Below are 14,034 nucleotides of genomic sequence, written 5' to 3' on the forward strand. Positions count from 1 at the left end.
GTGATGCCTCATCAGATAAGCGGTTGTCGTTTTTGGACGGATGACGGGGTGGGGCGGTTCACCATGACAAACAGTTCGGTCTTTTGGCCGGGTTGCAACACGACATCTGGCCAGCCAGCTACAGCGATTAATCCATCCGAGGAACAAGCGTTTTCCTGTAGTTCGATCACTTCTTTTGAGATGTTCTCTGCGAGACCGATATACGCCATGTATGCAGCGCCAGAAACTCTCTGTCCATTGTGGAAATCAATCTTAAGACCGGATTGAGAGCATGTGGGTAGTTCAGCATTAACAGGGATTTTCCCAAGGTCATAGCCGTCAGGAACGTCGCCTTTGGCGAGCGTTTTGAGAACCCGGGTTATGGTTTCAACAAAGGGCTGAGCCACTTCAAGGGCTTTGGCTTTTTTACTGGACCGCGCGGCCTGTAGTAGATACTGCTCGGGTAACTTAATCCTTAATTCTTTGGGAGGGATAACCCTTGGAACCAGTGTCAGGCTGACAGCTACTTCTTCATTATCTGGTGCAGCGATAAACAGTGTGACCGCATTGTCAGTGTCAGAAACGACATAGATGACATTACCCTTGACCTCAGTGGTTGCCTCGCTGGATGTGTGTACACGAGGACTATCGAAAGGCACGATGATTCGATTGATATGGCCTTTTGAGATAGGCACAACTTCATTAACACCAGGTTCAACCAGCAAATGCATCCGGGAGTTATTGGCGTCATTGTCAATATTGCCCGTTGTCGTTGTGGCCTGAATCGCGCTAACTGGCACCACTGGCAGCGCAACCTCTGCTGAAACAGGGGGAATGGAAACCAGCAATGCCAAGCCAGAACACACGCCTAGCCACTTCCTGCGTGAACGATCGATCATTTCTTCTCCTGGGCCTTGCGCCATTCTTCGTTCCGAGGTGTGCCACGATAATTATCAATGTGTGTGATTTGCGGCTGGTAATTTCGGATTTTGAAAATGAACTCGTAGGTCTTCTTGAGCGATCTTGAGCTGTCTATCAGTCCATCAACGATCTGTTGGCCGTGAACAAAGACCTTTCCTGATTTCTTTTCATATTCCACTGAGATGGTTCTGAAGGATGTCGATACTTTGTCCTGCCGCAGAGCAAGAATCTGGTCATCCATCACTTTCATTACATTCGTGTATATTCCAGCGTCAAGCAGGGGGCCTAATGATTCTTTGACCAGCTTTGCATTGTGTGGTGTCACATTTCCAATAAGGCCGGCTACATAAAGCCCCATTGCCCTGTGCATCGGCTCAGATGCACTATCAATAGCGATAGCTGTCTCCTCATGGAGTGTAGGGGGCGTAAAAATGACCAGGCTATTTTGATTGATCACTGCTGCAACCAGCAGGATGTTGCTGAATGCAAGCGCACAGATAACCAGGCGGCTGATCTTGTTTTCTAAATTTATGCTTTTCCAGCTTTGAACGTAGTTTTTCCACTTCACGGCAGAAATCTCCGAACAAAAGGATTAGGAACAGTTTTTGATTTTGATGGCAGAAAGCCGGCCCAATAGATACTGTGCAGCATGAAACCATCGGGTTTCGCATCTCTGTATCGCCGGTAGATCTTAACAAGACCTATAGCTCCCAACAGGCAGATCAATACCTGTTCTATTAATATGCCAGCACCAAGTGCAAGAACTATTGGCATTAATTCATCCAGAGACCAGAGAAGAAATTGAGGCGGATCGTCGATACCGTCAGGAATGTCGATGGGTTTCATATCCAGCGCCAGGAAATCAATTATGGCGATGGTACACCAGCGAAAATTGCTTTTTTCCCGATTCGTTAAACATTGTTTAACGGTAAATCAAAATCTCTTCATGATATTGCCGGTCAGTATCCATGCGGCTATACCAATGACTCCGTAGGATAGTGGTATCAGCCAGGGCGGTAGCGACAAGGGAACCCATAGCGCACACCAGGAGCCAAGTATCAGATATATGATCGTTGTTTTACTGTAATGTGAAAAAAAAGGCGATGTATAGTCAAAGTTTGTTTTCTTGATTGCCCGTCTCATCCAGCCGTCAATAATTGACGGTATAAGTAGCAACAGCAAAAACGGATACCAGGCTAACAAATGCGAAAGCCTGAACAGGAATTGATGAATACAATAAAAAAAGGCATCCAACTTCTTCTCAAACCATGGGAATTCTTTCTCGCCAAGCTTCCCCATCTGCCGTGCTGTTCGCATCTGCTCACGATTGGGTAAAAAAAGGGCGTAGGTTCCGGCTTCAAAACCAGAGTCTACAATGATCGTGTTATACCAGTTGTTTGCCCGTGTAGTTATCTTCCGCATAGTGGATTCTGGCAGGTAGCTTTGCGTCATACTGTATTCATCAACGACAGCATCAATCACTAGGTGGTCAAAGGTCAGGATTGACAGTATGACAAAAAAGAAGAAGAAAACGGTTAAACCGAAAATCCCCCCGGGGCTATCAAAAGCGTATTTTCGGGATTCAGCCATTATTCACTCTCAACTGACGACTGTTGGGGTTGATGGTCACAAATGCGCAGAAATACTGTTTTCGTGGCCGGCGATAAAATGCTGAGTGTCATATTCCAGACGTCATTTTCCGCATAAATACCCTGCATGGCCTTTTTGATCGTATAAACCAACATCAGTAGCCGGCAGGCTGAGTCATACTGTTGATCAACGCTAGACTGGAACGTTTTAATCAGGGAAGTGATCAAGTTGGTGCAGAACGGATCTTGTCCTGATTCCCGCGGGTAGGTGTACTCAACGATCCGGTATAAGGTTTCCGCCATACCAGGCATAGTGTTTATCATGAGCTGGTATGTTTCCGCATAGGGAGATGAGCAGCCTGCGATAAGAGCATTGATGTCGTTTTCTGACAGGCTGGATGCGCTTTCACGCTCAGGCATCACTAGACTCCTCTGTTTTCAAAATAGGCAAACGTCCCTTGTAGAGTTTTCCATCAGCCAGCATTGCGATGTACTCAAGATCCGGGAGTTGACCCAGTAGCTGCGGGATAAACATCTGTATCTTTTCTTCCATCAGTCTCTCTCCATGATTTCCCGTGAAACTGTCAGGGGTATCTTGAGACGTGGTGGTACCCTGTGTACGCATGACGTACTTAACTCGTGTTTCCGGCAGTTTGTTAGCCACATACTCCTGCGTTTTATCTTCTGTGACCCTCAGCGATATCATGTTGTTCGTGTTGCCGAGCACCTGGTACGCCTTTGCTTCATTGCCCATCCGAGCCACGAAATCCTGAATGGTTTGTGTTGCAACAAATAAACGAATTCTGGAGCCACGCCCTTTGTTCAGGAGTTGTATCAGCTGATCACAGATGACCTCGGAACATTCATCAACAAAGATGTTCACTGGCTGATTCTGGTCTCCATAGTTATATCTATCACCTGCAACACTCGCCAGATCTGCCAGAAAGAGTGTACCAATCGCACTACCTACCATTTGGTCTGTCAGACTATCCAAACCGATATACGCACATGCTTTTTTTTCAATTAATGATCGGGTGTCTTCAAGGCGCCTGGGGTCGTCGAAATTTTCGGCATTCGGTGACAGTAACTCTCCCATTTCGCCGGTGGTTAGCATGCCCATTATCGGAAGCAGTGTTGCAATCATTTTCCCGAAATGCGCTCTGTCATGCTCAAACATGGACAGTACGCCTTCGAGATCACTGGATGGGTGTTGAGGTTGTATCTTTTCCCGATAAAAACGTAAGAGTTGGTATGCTTCACTCTCTACATCGCCGCTCTTTGCCTTTTGAGTATATTGGGTTGCTGCGACTCGCCAGTTGATGTTCAGAGAATCACAGTACGCTGTCAGAGATTTAATGACCAATGGCGCCGGCCCACTTTCAAGGTAACGGCGAATCCCTGTCAGCATTGGACGTTCGTTGCAAATTAATTGCCCCTGCACAATGTTGTTTGTTGCCATTTGTCCAAAGTTTTTGAACGGATCCGTTCCTGACTCAGTGATGATCAGGCCTGCAATCCGGCTGGCAATCTCCGTAGATCGGTTAAAGTTTCGAAGCAGGTTTATGCGTATACTGTCTTCCGGAAAACCAGGATGAAAGCAGGCAAAACGATCGGGGGTCCCATTCAGTTGGCAGGCTCTTTCCGCCAGATTCCGGAGGTCTTTATCCCCTTTGGGATCGATAATGATCGTCGCCTCATTACGTAGAACACATTGAGTCACAAGAAGGTCAAATAACCGTGTTTTTCCAGACCCGGTTGCTCCTGTGATCAACGTATGACCATCAGCAAAATGCAGAGGATACCTCAGCTTTTTCTCGTCGATATCCAGTCCATGTATCCAGGGTGCCCCCTTCTGGTTGGCTGCATAGCATGGCAGGATGTCACGGCTGTCTCGCTTGATGATTTCGTAGCTGGCCTGTGTGTGGCGATGGCTCCACTCGAATCCCCATCCCATCCATAGCGATTCGAAGGGCTTTGACAAACGCCGTTGGGATTTTTGGCTGATTGTTAGAAATGAAAGTTTTTTCCCTTTCAATGCATCTTTGTGTTGTTTTATCCGTAGTGCCTGATGCGTTCGCCAGGTAAAAAAGACACCACCTACGCACATAGCTACCTGAAATGGCAGATTTGGTAGACCAAGAAACATCATGAATCGTGCACTAACAATCATAATTAACCATGAAACAGCTGCTCTCGCTTCATAGTTGGTGCGATAGTTGAACGTATATCCGTCGTCCTTCTTCACGGCTCACTCCTGATTAACAGGGATTTTGTGTCCACCTCCAGGCCGGGAACCTTATCTAATAGTCTTGAGTAGCCGATAACCGTGTGCCGCCCCTTGGGTCGTGGAATCCCAAGGTCGTCAACGATTTCCGGCAAAGCCTTGATGACTGATTTTAGATTCACTGCGATGGCTTCGTTTGTCGTACTGAGCGATTTGGCCTGTTCCGCTGTAAGAAAATCTCGAACCAATCGGGCATACAATGGATTCTTTGCCTTTGTGTCAGGTTCAATCGCAGGGGTAGGGGATGTACATGAGCCTTGTTTCACTGTTTTTTCATGCACGGGTGATTTCAATCCGGCGATGGCTTCAATACCTGATCTCACCTTGCCCATAAACATCACATACCTATGATTAGGGTTTGAATCCGACAGCTTGCGTTTGTGCGTGTAAAGCGCCGCATTTTCCGGATTGGATTTGAGCCAGCCTAATTCGCCAAGCTCCTTGAGCGTTACCAGGGCAGACTGGTCCTTGTTGATCCGCTCAACAATGTTGGGATATCGAGAAAAGCAACCATCCTCTTGAAGCAGGAATGCCATGGGATCAGATAAGGCCAGTTCTGCAATCACTTTCCAGTACCCGCCTAATCCGACAAATTCGTGGTATATGTCAGGTAGAGGCTTGGGTTCTGACTTTTGATCAGTGATTTTTTTACCGTTATCGACTGGATCAACAACATCACCCGAAACGTTCGTTCCATTGCCTGCTGGTACGACAGACACTGAATTGTCATCTTTTGCCGGCTCAGAAGGTTCTTTAGCCTGTGACAAAATCTGAACAACGTGGGCGAATGGGTTTTTCTCCCTGTCCAGTGGCGGGGAAGTATTAGGAGATTGATCAGGTATGTGGGATCGATCGATCTTAACAGGATTATTATCTTTCTTGGTATTGGGCTTGGAGTCGTGCAGTTGAACAGGTGATGGTGGCTCACTATGAAAAATAAAACCGGTACTTGCCAGCCGTAACATCTTCAATGATAGGGGTTTATCATTGGTGCCAACACAGGCAGGACTCATTTTCCAATAGCGCAGTGGTAACTCTTCACCAGAACCGGTGTTAGAAATCGCTATCCCTTTCTCGATCAGGATGTCAGCCAGGATATCAGGATCTTGCGGTATCCCAGTGACCTTCTGTTCGTACAGATAGCTCTTGATATCCAGCGCGGCCTGACTCCATACGATATGGACATAACCATCGCCAAAAACCCATACCCGGGCTCCAGGCTCATTACACTTCCAGTTTTGGCCATCCAGCAATGCACGGATGGCATTCAGAATGTGTTTTTCAACGGGGACACTGATGCCATCGACACTGACCCCATCATAAAGGGTGTGCAGATCCCGTGTTGTTGATGTCATGTCGGCATTCTTGACCAGCTGGGAGAGCGTATTTTCAGAGGTCATAGTTGAAACGGCATCAAGCATATATTCATAGATTCTGGCGCCGTGAGTGGATTCATGAAGCCAATCAAACGTTTTTTCAGGTATCAGACGATGGAGAAGTGTTGGTGTATACGCCTCGTGCCGCTTGTGCCGATCAGGGATCCAGCGGGGAAAATACCTTTCAAGCTGGTTAGACAAACACCAGGAATCTAAAGATTCTTTATGTGGCTTCCATGTAAGTTTCCCAGTGCTGTCAATAATGGACATATCAGCAATGGCTTTTCCGGTGTCGTGCACTAAAGCAGCGAGACCCACTGCAATACGCCAGCGAGGTTCGGCTTTTCGGGCTTCACGGGGAGCGCCCTGGGCGCAGAAAATCTTGTTGTGACTTGCCTGTGTTGCAAACAGGCAGGTTTCCAATCCATGTCGAAAAAGTCCGCCTACCTCACTGTGATGGTGGTTTTGTGATGCAGGCAAAAGGTGAACATAGGCCGCGTAATTGGTTATGACGGGCAGTATCAGGTTATTAAAATCAGAGTCATTTAGCCGCATCGAATTGCTAATTTTGCTTATGAGCGGCTGCTGAAATTCCACTAGTTCCTGTACGGCGCAATACTCAATACCAGTAGGGGGTGCTGGATAACCAACTACTTTTCTAAGGTCTAAGGGTTTTGCATCAATAGCCATAGATTGGCCATTGCCCGATGTGCGCTTAATTAATTTGTCGAACCAATGCCTGATGTTCATGGCGCCAATCTATACAGGAAAGTTTCGGGTGACCCTAGATGGATAATCCGCGCGGATTATGCATGAAAAAAAATTCAGTTTTTCTCGATTCGTTAAACATTGTTGAACGATGCGGAAAATAATTAATTTTCACCGTCATATAATCGCCATCCAGTGTCATCAGCGGTGTTTGTGAAATGTCCAGAGAAACAGCCTTAGTCATAGCCTTTATGTCGGCGCTGGGAACCGGTTGTGCCAAAACACCACCACCGCCTCCGCTTTCACAGCCCGTCATAGTGGTTCGAGTGCCAACAAATGAGGATCCCGCCTACTCAGTAAGTTACTTCAGTGCAAAAGCATCCGGTGGATCCGTTGTAAAAGGGGGGCATCTGCACGCGATAGTCAGTGAGAAACATCAGCAGTTACACCGCTCATATCCAGTGGATAGCAAATCTACTGCGAAAATTTCTACTGGTGCGGGTGAATCACTGTCACTCAACTCTGCGACTGTGAGTACACAAACGGAGGATGATCTATCTGCTGAGGAGCTATCCGCCTGGAGAAAACATTGTTCGGGCGATGTGATGACTCAGGATGAGACCATGCTGCTCTACCGAGTTGAAGGTGTGCCATCTCAATTTGCGAGCTGCGAGTGGGATAAATAGTCACATTGATATAGGTCAATGCATGATATTTATTCGGTGTTTTGGTATTACCTGTAGCGGGTAAATCAGTATTATTGCGGCCGCGTAGCGTAACTACCTACATGGTAACTGTAGTTGTAGTTATAACGTCTGTTTGAACAAGCAATAAAAAACCCGGTCTGGTAACCGGGTTTCATGAAAAAGTGCCTTATGCGGGCTGCCACCTTCATAAGACGCGAACAAATTACGATGCAACCACCGAATTCTGTTCGGAGGAACTCGGCTTGCCTTTAATTTTAAGCGCCTGTTCCCCCGTCTGCAAGCTTGGTGGCCAATAAATTAAGGTTCACCGATGCCTGTCTACAAATCTACAGCCACAAAGAACTTCACGAAGATCGAGAACGAAGTCCTGCGGGACGCCACGTTGTCCATGGAAGCCCGGGCTATCCATGCGCTTTTGCTGTCGCTGCCGACCAACTGGAAGATCCGGAAATCGTGGATAGAGAAAGAAACTTGCTGGAGCCGAGACAGGGTGACACGCGCCATGGGGGTTCTGCAAAAAGCCGGATTGCTGCGGAAAGATCCCAGCCGATCAGAAGACGGAACACGGCTGGCCGGAGTGGACTGGACAGTGTACGCGAATCCGCAAATGGCGGAACTTGTCGATCTTGCAGAACGCCGGAAATCCAGTGGTACAGAGAATCAGGACGCCGAGCCAACCACAGCTACAAAGACAGAGGTTGAGAAAGAAAGAGTAACTACCACTACTAAAGGCCAGCCAAATGAACTTCCCAAAGTTGCTCGTGTTGAGGAAATCTGGTCAAGCTTCAACCTTTTCATGGCATCCCTGTTGTCCACTATTGACGAGATGATTGACGACGGGTTCATTCCTTACAGCGTACCTGCCCCACGTACATGCTGGGTCAAACAAAAAGCACAAAAACTCTATGGTCTATATGGGGAAATGTGCGATGTGGGTGATTGTGCTGCGATCGTTCTTACTGACTGGAAAAGAACCTGCAATCGGCTCAAAGCGGCATAGGAGGAAATCACGAAGTTGCAGCGATGTGCGCGATTCACAGGGCGTAATTAACCATATCGGACTAATCTTGGCGTGAGAGGTGCTGTTAAGTGTCTGATAATATTGTCTCTCACAAGATCGGCTGGGAAGCTGATTGCGCGTCTTGGACAGCAGCTCAGTCTACGTACAAGCAGTTCTGCTATAGATATGTTGTAAGGAATCATAATCTCAATTCTATTGAGGGCTTGAACCAGAGCCTCCAACTCTACATCCAACTTTCCTAAATGATCAGCATTGACTTGATATGATTGCAAAGGGCTTTCATAGCTCCATTGTTCTTTTCGTGACAGCCAGACTTGTGTCGTTGAATGGTCCCAAAGACATATTCGATCCAAAGCCCAATTAAACCGATCTACAGGCTTCGTCATTGACGGAGCCATGCTCAGTTTTTTCAATAATCCCTCATAGAAAAGAGTTGGGTGACACAAGCGATCCTTGTCCAAGCGAATTTCATGCTTTTTCCCTGAATAAAGCCTAAAAATATTAGAACCTGAATTGTATAAATCATTTTTCATGATTTCGTTGTCCTTCTACTATCAATCCATATTTATTGGTTGCTAGATATAGTAACATGTTGCGACGGCAAAACATATAGGTTAGCATATATGGCAACCTAACCTGTATGAGTACCATAGCGATGAATAGTTGTGAAAAACATGTATGGGAAACAATTGGTACAGTCCCACGAAAAGCTCACAGTGAAGGCAGTAAACACTACAGAGCAGGTTTTAATGATGCAAAAATGAGAGGTATCAATATATCTGTTGCAAGAAGAAAGAAATGCAAAAACTGTGATAAAAAAATTACAACCGTAGAAATAACACATGATCAGCTTAAATCTATTTTTAACATTCTTGATGAACATGGCATTAAACTTTCTGACGCCACGAATTCAAAGCTTTCAAAAATAGAGCGTTCAGTTAGAAAGTATCTAATAAGGGTTTGTAAAGGTTATGAGAAAACACATCACCTTAAAAAAGTCACCTATAAGGAAGTGTGGGAACATGTGTATCCAAATGTGCCGTGGGGACAAATAAGAACGAATGATGTTGTTGCCTGGATTGTTAAAATTTCAGAACATGACCTTCCCAAAGGAAGGCCACCATTAAATTCAATAGTTGTAAGAAAAGATACGGGGATGCCTGGTGAAAAATGGGAATCATGGAAGGAATATTGGGAGGAAAAAAATTATTTAATTCCATTTAATACAATGGAAGAAGCACAGGCTGCCTGTTGGGATTACTGCTGGAAATGAAACTTCATCAATGCTCATTGATGGTCCTGATTTGTAGTAGTTCAAACCTGATTACCACCATTAGTGGCTGATGAATGTTGGTAATCAGGTTTTAGGTTAGTTGCGCGGCTATCGGATGGCCGTTGCTGGTTTGCTTGCTTTGCAGGGTTTAGTGACCCACACCTTTCACCGTCTTTTTGGGCGGTTTTGCCCGGAAATTTGCATATCCCAGCATTTGAGCTATACAAGGTGCTCCGCATAATTTGATGAAACCATGGCACTAACGGCATTCCAGACAAGGGTGTTCCCTAACAACAAGCAAAAGTCCGCCTTTCTCAGCTGGGCAGGTTTTCGTAGAAAGGCTTTTAATTGGGCGCTTGAGCGGTGTAATGCGATCAAAGCAGAAGCCGAAAACAGGAAATTTCCACTGAAGGCTTTAGGGGAAATCGACAAGGCTTTTAATGCCGGTAAGTACCCCGTCAATTTTGAAAAAAAGACGCGTTCTTTGCCGCTGATCGGAACGGGCTTGCATGAGTGGGCTAGAGAAATACCGGCCTCTATAGGTCAAGCGGCGATCAAGCGCGACTTAAAAGAATCTTGGAAACGATTTTTTGCTGGTTTGAGTCGGCCCCCCAAATTTCAGGGTAGGAACAGGAAAAAAACATTCTACCTCTCCAATGGCGATTTGAAGCATGAACATATTAGCAGAGCCGATCTGCAACTTAGATTACCGAAAGGGCATGGCTTTGTAAGGCTAGGTGATCTCCCTAAGAATTTTGAGCAGAGTAAACTGGAGGGTTCTACTTTCTCATGCTGTGGTGATGACAGGTGGTATGTATCGTTTACTCTGGACGTGCCGGACGATGATTATTATGTAGATCATGGAAAACGTAAGCCCGTAGTTGGTGTCGATATTGGAATAACCCGCTATGCGGCTTTAAGTAATGGGGAAATATTCCTGGCGCCTGAAAAAATGAAAACGCTCAATAAGCGAATTGAGGCGCTTCAAAGACAAATATCGAAAAATGATCGGCGCAGAGTGTTAGCGGTGGTATACAAGTGTGACAGGTGCCGTGGAAAGGGAATAAATGGGCGATCAGATAGTAAGAAGTTTTGTCAGGAATGCAGAGATAAGCTGAAGGGTTTATCTGCCAAAATGCGTAAGTTGTTAGCATCAAAACGACGGACGTCAGATAAATTAAATCGTATCAGAGAAAACATGACTCATCAGTTATCAACCTACCTGACAAAGAATTTCGAGCAGATTTGCATTGAGGATCTGCAAGTCAAACGTATGACAGAAAGCGGCGCTGGAGATGTAGAACAACCCGGAAAAGACGTTAAGAGAAAGGCGCTTAGAAATCGGTTAATGCTGAATGTTGCACCTTATAAGCTAAGAACCCAGATGGACTACAAGACAGACAAAAGCGGTGGTTTTTTGGTGCCTGTGCCGCCACATTTTACGTCCCAAGAGTGTTCTGAATGCGGTTATGTAGATGAGGCCAACCGTAAGAGTGGGCTATTCCATTGCCTCCAGTGCGGCCACACCGAAAACGCAGATGTGAATGCTGCAAAAAATATTCAGGAGAGAGGCTGCGGCCTGTCTTTAAGCGAACAGGGCTCTTAGAGCTTTGTCGGGCGCGGTTGTCGTCCGTAAACGGTGGTTAGAGGTGTCCAGTTGTGGAGCCAGTGAAACCATCAGCTCGCAGCGTCGTATGGGCGCATAGGTCGAGTACCCCGAAAGGGGCAATTCCGCGAGGGGAGCAATCTGCGGTGGCTTGTTGGGTGTCGGGTAACATTCTGATTCTAATAAGTTTTTAGAGAAGAGTGTTCCCCGTGAGCGCGGGGCTGAACCGACCTATTGATTTTTCGTTAGGTGACCATAACAGTGTTCCCCGTGAGCGCGGGGCTGAACCGTGTGCTTTACGATTGTAGCATTAGATATTAATGTGTTCCCCGTGAGCGCGGGGCTGAACCGCAAATTCGTAAATCCATAGCTGAGCACGTTGTCGTGTTCCCCGTGAGCGCGGGGCTGAACCGTCAGGAATAGGGTGATTAGCACTCGCCAAGACGTGTTCCCCCTGAGTGCGGGGCTGAACCGTAACTGGTGAGTAAATAGAGCCATAAGGGACTGTGATCCGAGGCTCTGCATATACTTATGCGTATCAATGCCTCGGACCCAAGTGACTTTTATCGGTCGCCGTCAGCGAATAGCGCAGGTTTTTTCATAGTACGTTTGCTGCTATCAGATGTTGCGTCGTCGTCCATTATGTTCGCCATGCTAAGAGCTTTTGCGATTAATTTGACCGATCCCTGTTTTTCCTCAATGCCTTTGCGTTGAAGGAATTCGATAGTTTCAACGAGGTCTGCCCGTTGAAGAACCATAGCTACTTTGAGCAGTTGACGGCCGGAATTAGAAACGTTATCTGCTTCAAGGTAGTCAATGAGGTCTCTATCTTCTTCATCGTCACAAAGAATCGTTATCCGCTTGTTCTTAGCCATCTTTTTTAACCAACATATTCCAGCGCTTTTAGATAACCTCTCGCATTTGCGAACTGCGCTTTCTCAGGAATGTGAACGTTCATGGATTTGCTCAGTTGAGATCGCATATTTTCAGCACCACCGCCAAAATAACAGATTCCGGCCAGGTGCCCAGCTTTCATGAATCGCCGTTCTACTTCGCGGGCTATTTCATTGGACACGATTGAGACAGCTTTCTCCACCAATTCAGATATATCGAGCTTACTGCCACGGTAAAGTTGAATTTCTTTCGTTTGCAGTGCCTTATCAAGAGCAAATGTTGAAATGCGACCAGCATCATGGTGCTTGATCAGTAAATCGTTGAGGTGTGAGCATACATCAAGATAGCCGAGCTCAATTGTCCCAGTATGTTCGGCGTCGATGCGGAAACCTGGCAAAGCTACAGTAATATCCGTAGTACGTCCACCGATGTCGACGAGACCTACAGGGCGAGCCGTCGATTCGCGGTCATTACCATCGTCATCAAGACAAACATCAACCCAAGCAGCAAGGGCTTCGGGACAAACTTTTTTTGATATGACTCGTAGTGGCGCTTGGCTACCATGACCGGCACGCTTAACCTGTCGATCGTAATTTCTATGTTTATCTTCGATCTTTGACTTGTTCGGACCGCCGTGGTGTTCGAAATAATGATTCAGTGGAATTCCGGAAGCTACTGTCACCTCATCTGTGAAACCAGCCTCAATAAGAGCATGTGTTGATAAAACCGCATTCAGTGAGGAATACGGATATGAGTCAAATCGCGTATCGGCCGACTTTTCGTGATCCGGATTGATGCTCCATTCTTCCCCGTCGCAGTGGTATGTAAAACCTGCATCGTTTCCCATGCCTACTGTTGCTTTGCCGTAGCGTGCTAGGGAAGGAATGCTAAACTGTTGAATTTCTCCTACATTGTTCTTATATGCAATCTTAATGTAAGCACATCCGGCATCAAGTCCCACATTGTTGCTCATAGTATTAAATCCAAATTAGTTTTATGACTTCATATGTATAATATAGGTTTAATAGAAATAAGCAATATCGGCAAAAGGGTTAAATAATTATTGAATAATTATTTAATCTATTGTTTTGTATAACACGGGAAGACTGCTGAGACTGCTGGTTGACGTATGTAGGGCTTGCATTGTGTGAAATGCAGATAACATGTCGCTTGTGGATTTTGGAGTGAGTGACATGGGTTCTCAAAACAGCAAGCGGAAAATATCAGCTACAGCTTTAGCAAAATTCTTTGATCCTTTCCTGGGTGATCACCAGGCCAGTCGTCGGCAACGAAACCGTCTTCTTGGCATGGTTGAGCATCTGCGGCACGAAAAAAATGTAGCTCGTTTTCAGCGAAAACGTGCATCCGTGGGCGGGGGTGCTGAATGAGAGGAAAGGTACTGCCGTGTTTTTCTCCGGATCAGTTCTTCTCTATGCGGGAGTGTGATCTACATGGTCACACGGTCCATAACCGACATTTCAACGGTTGCATCGAGTGTTTTGAGGTTCAGCGGAAGCTGCTGGCCAAAAAAAGACAACGAGAAATCAGAGAACAAGCGCAGCGTTTGGCAGAGCTAATGTCAGTTCTGGACAATGCTGCATATTCTGGTTTACTTGAACACCGATTCTGGTCTACTTGAACACCCCCGTCACCTTACGTATTGGCGAGCCTGATTT

The 14,034-nt window shown here is 46.2% G+C and carries 15 protein-coding genes; 4 read left to right on the top strand and 11 right to left on the bottom strand.

What is annotated here, in order from left to right:
* Nucleotides 1-11: 11 nt before the first annotated feature.
* The 8 genes from ABD892_RS08720 to ABD892_RS08755 all read right to left on the bottom strand — a co-directional run bounded on the left by ABD892_RS08720 (nucleotide 12) and on the right by ABD892_RS08755 (nucleotide 7,173).
* A complete protein-coding gene (locus ABD892_RS08720) occupies nucleotides 12-878 on the bottom strand; it encodes a TraK domain-containing protein (RefSeq protein ID WP_345195127.1) in 867 nt (288 codons plus the stop codon).
* Complete coding sequence (locus ABD892_RS08725) at nucleotides 875-1,468, bottom strand: TraE/TraK family type IV conjugative transfer system protein (protein WP_345195129.1); 594 nt, start codon at nucleotides 1,466-1,468, stop codon at nucleotides 875-877. Before ABD892_RS08725 ends, ABD892_RS08720 begins: the two co-directional genes overlap by 4 nt.
* Nucleotides 1,465-1,746: a type IV conjugative transfer system protein TraL gene (gene traL / locus ABD892_RS08730; protein WP_345195131.1), complete on the bottom strand. Its 282-nt coding sequence runs from the start codon at nucleotides 1,744-1,746 to the stop codon at nucleotides 1,465-1,467. The genes ABD892_RS08725 and traL overlap by 4 nt, the downstream gene beginning before the upstream one ends.
* 87 nt (nucleotides 1,747-1,833) lie before the next feature.
* Nucleotides 1,834-2,490, bottom strand: coding sequence for an IncC plasmid conjugative DNA transfer DtrJ family protein (locus ABD892_RS08735; RefSeq protein WP_345195132.1), 657 nt, complete (start codon nucleotides 2,488-2,490; stop codon nucleotides 1,834-1,836).
* Nucleotides 2,490-2,909 carry a hypothetical protein gene (locus ABD892_RS08740; protein ID WP_345195133.1) on the bottom strand — a complete coding sequence of 140 codons (420 nt, stop codon included), beginning with the start codon at nucleotides 2,907-2,909 and terminating at the stop codon, nucleotides 2,490-2,492. Before ABD892_RS08740 ends, ABD892_RS08735 begins: the two co-directional genes overlap by 1 nt.
* Nucleotides 2,902-4,734, bottom strand: coding sequence for a conjugative transfer system coupling protein TraD (gene traD / locus ABD892_RS08745; RefSeq protein ID WP_345195134.1), 1,833 nt, complete (start codon nucleotides 4,732-4,734; stop codon nucleotides 2,902-2,904). The genes ABD892_RS08740 and traD overlap by 8 nt, the downstream gene beginning before the upstream one ends.
* Nucleotides 4,731-6,839 carry a MobH family relaxase gene (gene mobH / locus ABD892_RS08750; RefSeq protein ID WP_345195136.1) on the bottom strand — a complete coding sequence of 703 codons (2,109 nt, stop codon included), beginning with the start codon at nucleotides 6,837-6,839 and terminating at the stop codon, nucleotides 4,731-4,733. The genes traD and mobH overlap by 4 nt, the downstream gene beginning before the upstream one ends.
* 94 nt (nucleotides 6,840-6,933) lie before the next feature.
* The gene (locus tag ABD892_RS08755) at nucleotides 6,934-7,173 is read right to left on the bottom strand and encodes a hypothetical protein (RefSeq protein ID WP_345195138.1); all 240 of its coding nucleotides are present in this window, start codon (nucleotides 7,171-7,173) and stop codon (nucleotides 6,934-6,936) included.
* 701 nt (nucleotides 7,174-7,874) lie between these two features.
* Between ABD892_RS08755 and ABD892_RS08760 the strand changes: the two genes are divergently transcribed.
* Nucleotides 7,875-8,564, top strand: a complete 690-nt coding sequence (locus tag ABD892_RS08760) for a hypothetical protein (RefSeq protein ID WP_345195139.1) — start codon at nucleotides 7,875-7,877, stop codon at nucleotides 8,562-8,564.
* A 47-nt stretch (nucleotides 8,565-8,611) separates the two neighbouring features.
* On the opposite strand, the gene ABD892_RS08765 is transcribed toward ABD892_RS08760, so the two are convergent.
* On the bottom strand, nucleotides 8,612-9,118 hold the full coding sequence (locus tag ABD892_RS08765) for a hypothetical protein (RefSeq protein ID WP_345195140.1): 507 nt from the start codon (nucleotides 9,116-9,118) through the stop codon (nucleotides 8,612-8,614).
* 107 nt (nucleotides 9,119-9,225) lie between these two features.
* On the opposite strand from ABD892_RS08765, the gene ABD892_RS08770 reads away from it, so the two are divergent.
* Nucleotides 9,226-9,858: a hypothetical protein gene (locus ABD892_RS08770; RefSeq protein WP_345195141.1), complete on the top strand. Its 633-nt coding sequence runs from the start codon at nucleotides 9,226-9,228 to the stop codon at nucleotides 9,856-9,858.
* Nucleotides 9,859-10,111: 253 nt separating this feature from the next.
* Nucleotides 10,112-11,464: an RNA-guided endonuclease InsQ/TnpB family protein gene (locus ABD892_RS08775; protein WP_345195143.1), complete on the top strand. Its 1,353-nt coding sequence runs from the start codon at nucleotides 10,112-10,114 to the stop codon at nucleotides 11,462-11,464.
* A 563-nt stretch (nucleotides 11,465-12,027) separates the two neighbouring features.
* Here the strand turns inward: ABD892_RS08775 and ABD892_RS08780 are convergent.
* Together ABD892_RS08780 and parM are read right to left on the bottom strand one after the other, a co-directional pair.
* The gene (locus tag ABD892_RS08780) at nucleotides 12,028-12,339 is read right to left on the bottom strand and encodes a hypothetical protein (protein WP_345195144.1); all 312 of its coding nucleotides are present in this window, start codon (nucleotides 12,337-12,339) and stop codon (nucleotides 12,028-12,030) included.
* A gap of 5 nt (nucleotides 12,340-12,344) precedes the next feature.
* Nucleotides 12,345-13,331: a plasmid segregation protein ParM domain-containing protein gene (gene parM, locus ABD892_RS08785; protein ID WP_345195146.1), complete on the bottom strand. Its 987-nt coding sequence runs from the start codon at nucleotides 13,329-13,331 to the stop codon at nucleotides 12,345-12,347.
* A 190-nt stretch (nucleotides 13,332-13,521) separates the two neighbouring features.
* On the opposite strand from parM, the gene ABD892_RS08790 reads away from it, so the two are divergent.
* The gene (locus tag ABD892_RS08790) at nucleotides 13,522-13,746 is read left to right on the top strand and encodes a hypothetical protein (RefSeq protein WP_345195147.1); all 225 of its coding nucleotides are present in this window, start codon (nucleotides 13,522-13,524) and stop codon (nucleotides 13,744-13,746) included.
* Nucleotides 13,747-14,034: the final 288 nt, after the last annotated feature.

It is taken from the genome of Kistimonas scapharcae (assembly GCF_039540975.1).
In the GTDB taxonomy this organism is placed as follows: domain Bacteria; phylum Pseudomonadota; class Gammaproteobacteria; order Pseudomonadales; family Endozoicomonadaceae; genus Kistimonas; species Kistimonas scapharcae.

Coding starts and splice junctions, on each gene's coding strand:
- ABD892_RS08740 (WP_345195133.1), bottom strand. CDS start 2,909: ATGCCTGAGCGTGAAAGCGCATCCAGCCTGTCAGAAAACGACATCAAT.
- traL (WP_345195131.1), bottom strand. CDS start 1,746: ATGAAACCCATCGACATTCCTGACGGTATCGACGATCCGCCTCAATTT.
- ABD892_RS08770 (WP_345195141.1), top strand. CDS start 9,226: ATGAGTACCATAGCGATGAATAGTTGTGAAAAACATGTATGGGAAACA.
- ABD892_RS08790 (WP_345195147.1), top strand. CDS start 13,522: ATGTCGCTTGTGGATTTTGGAGTGAGTGACATGGGTTCTCAAAACAGC.
- mobH (WP_345195136.1), bottom strand. CDS start 6,839: ATGGCTATTGATGCAAAACCCTTAGACCTTAGAAAAGTAGTTGGTTAT.
- ABD892_RS08775 (WP_345195143.1), top strand. CDS start 10,112: ATGGCACTAACGGCATTCCAGACAAGGGTGTTCCCTAACAACAAGCAA.
- ABD892_RS08720 (WP_345195127.1), bottom strand. CDS start 878: ATGATCGATCGTTCACGCAGGAAGTGGCTAGGCGTGTGTTCTGGCTTG.
- ABD892_RS08735 (WP_345195132.1), bottom strand. CDS start 2,490: ATGGCTGAATCCCGAAAATACGCTTTTGATAGCCCCGGGGGGATTTTC.
- ABD892_RS08755 (WP_345195138.1), bottom strand. CDS start 7,173: ATGACGGGCTGTGAAAGCGGAGGCGGTGGTGGTGTTTTGGCACAACCG.
- ABD892_RS08765 (WP_345195140.1), bottom strand. CDS start 9,118: ATGAAAAATGATTTATACAATTCAGGTTCTAATATTTTTAGGCTTTAT.
- ABD892_RS08760 (WP_345195139.1), top strand. CDS start 7,875: ATGCCTGTCTACAAATCTACAGCCACAAAGAACTTCACGAAGATCGAG.
- ABD892_RS08780 (WP_345195144.1), bottom strand. CDS start 12,339: ATGGCTAAGAACAAGCGGATAACGATTCTTTGTGACGATGAAGAAGAT.
- parM (WP_345195146.1), bottom strand. CDS start 13,331: ATGAGCAACAATGTGGGACTTGATGCCGGATGTGCTTACATTAAGATT.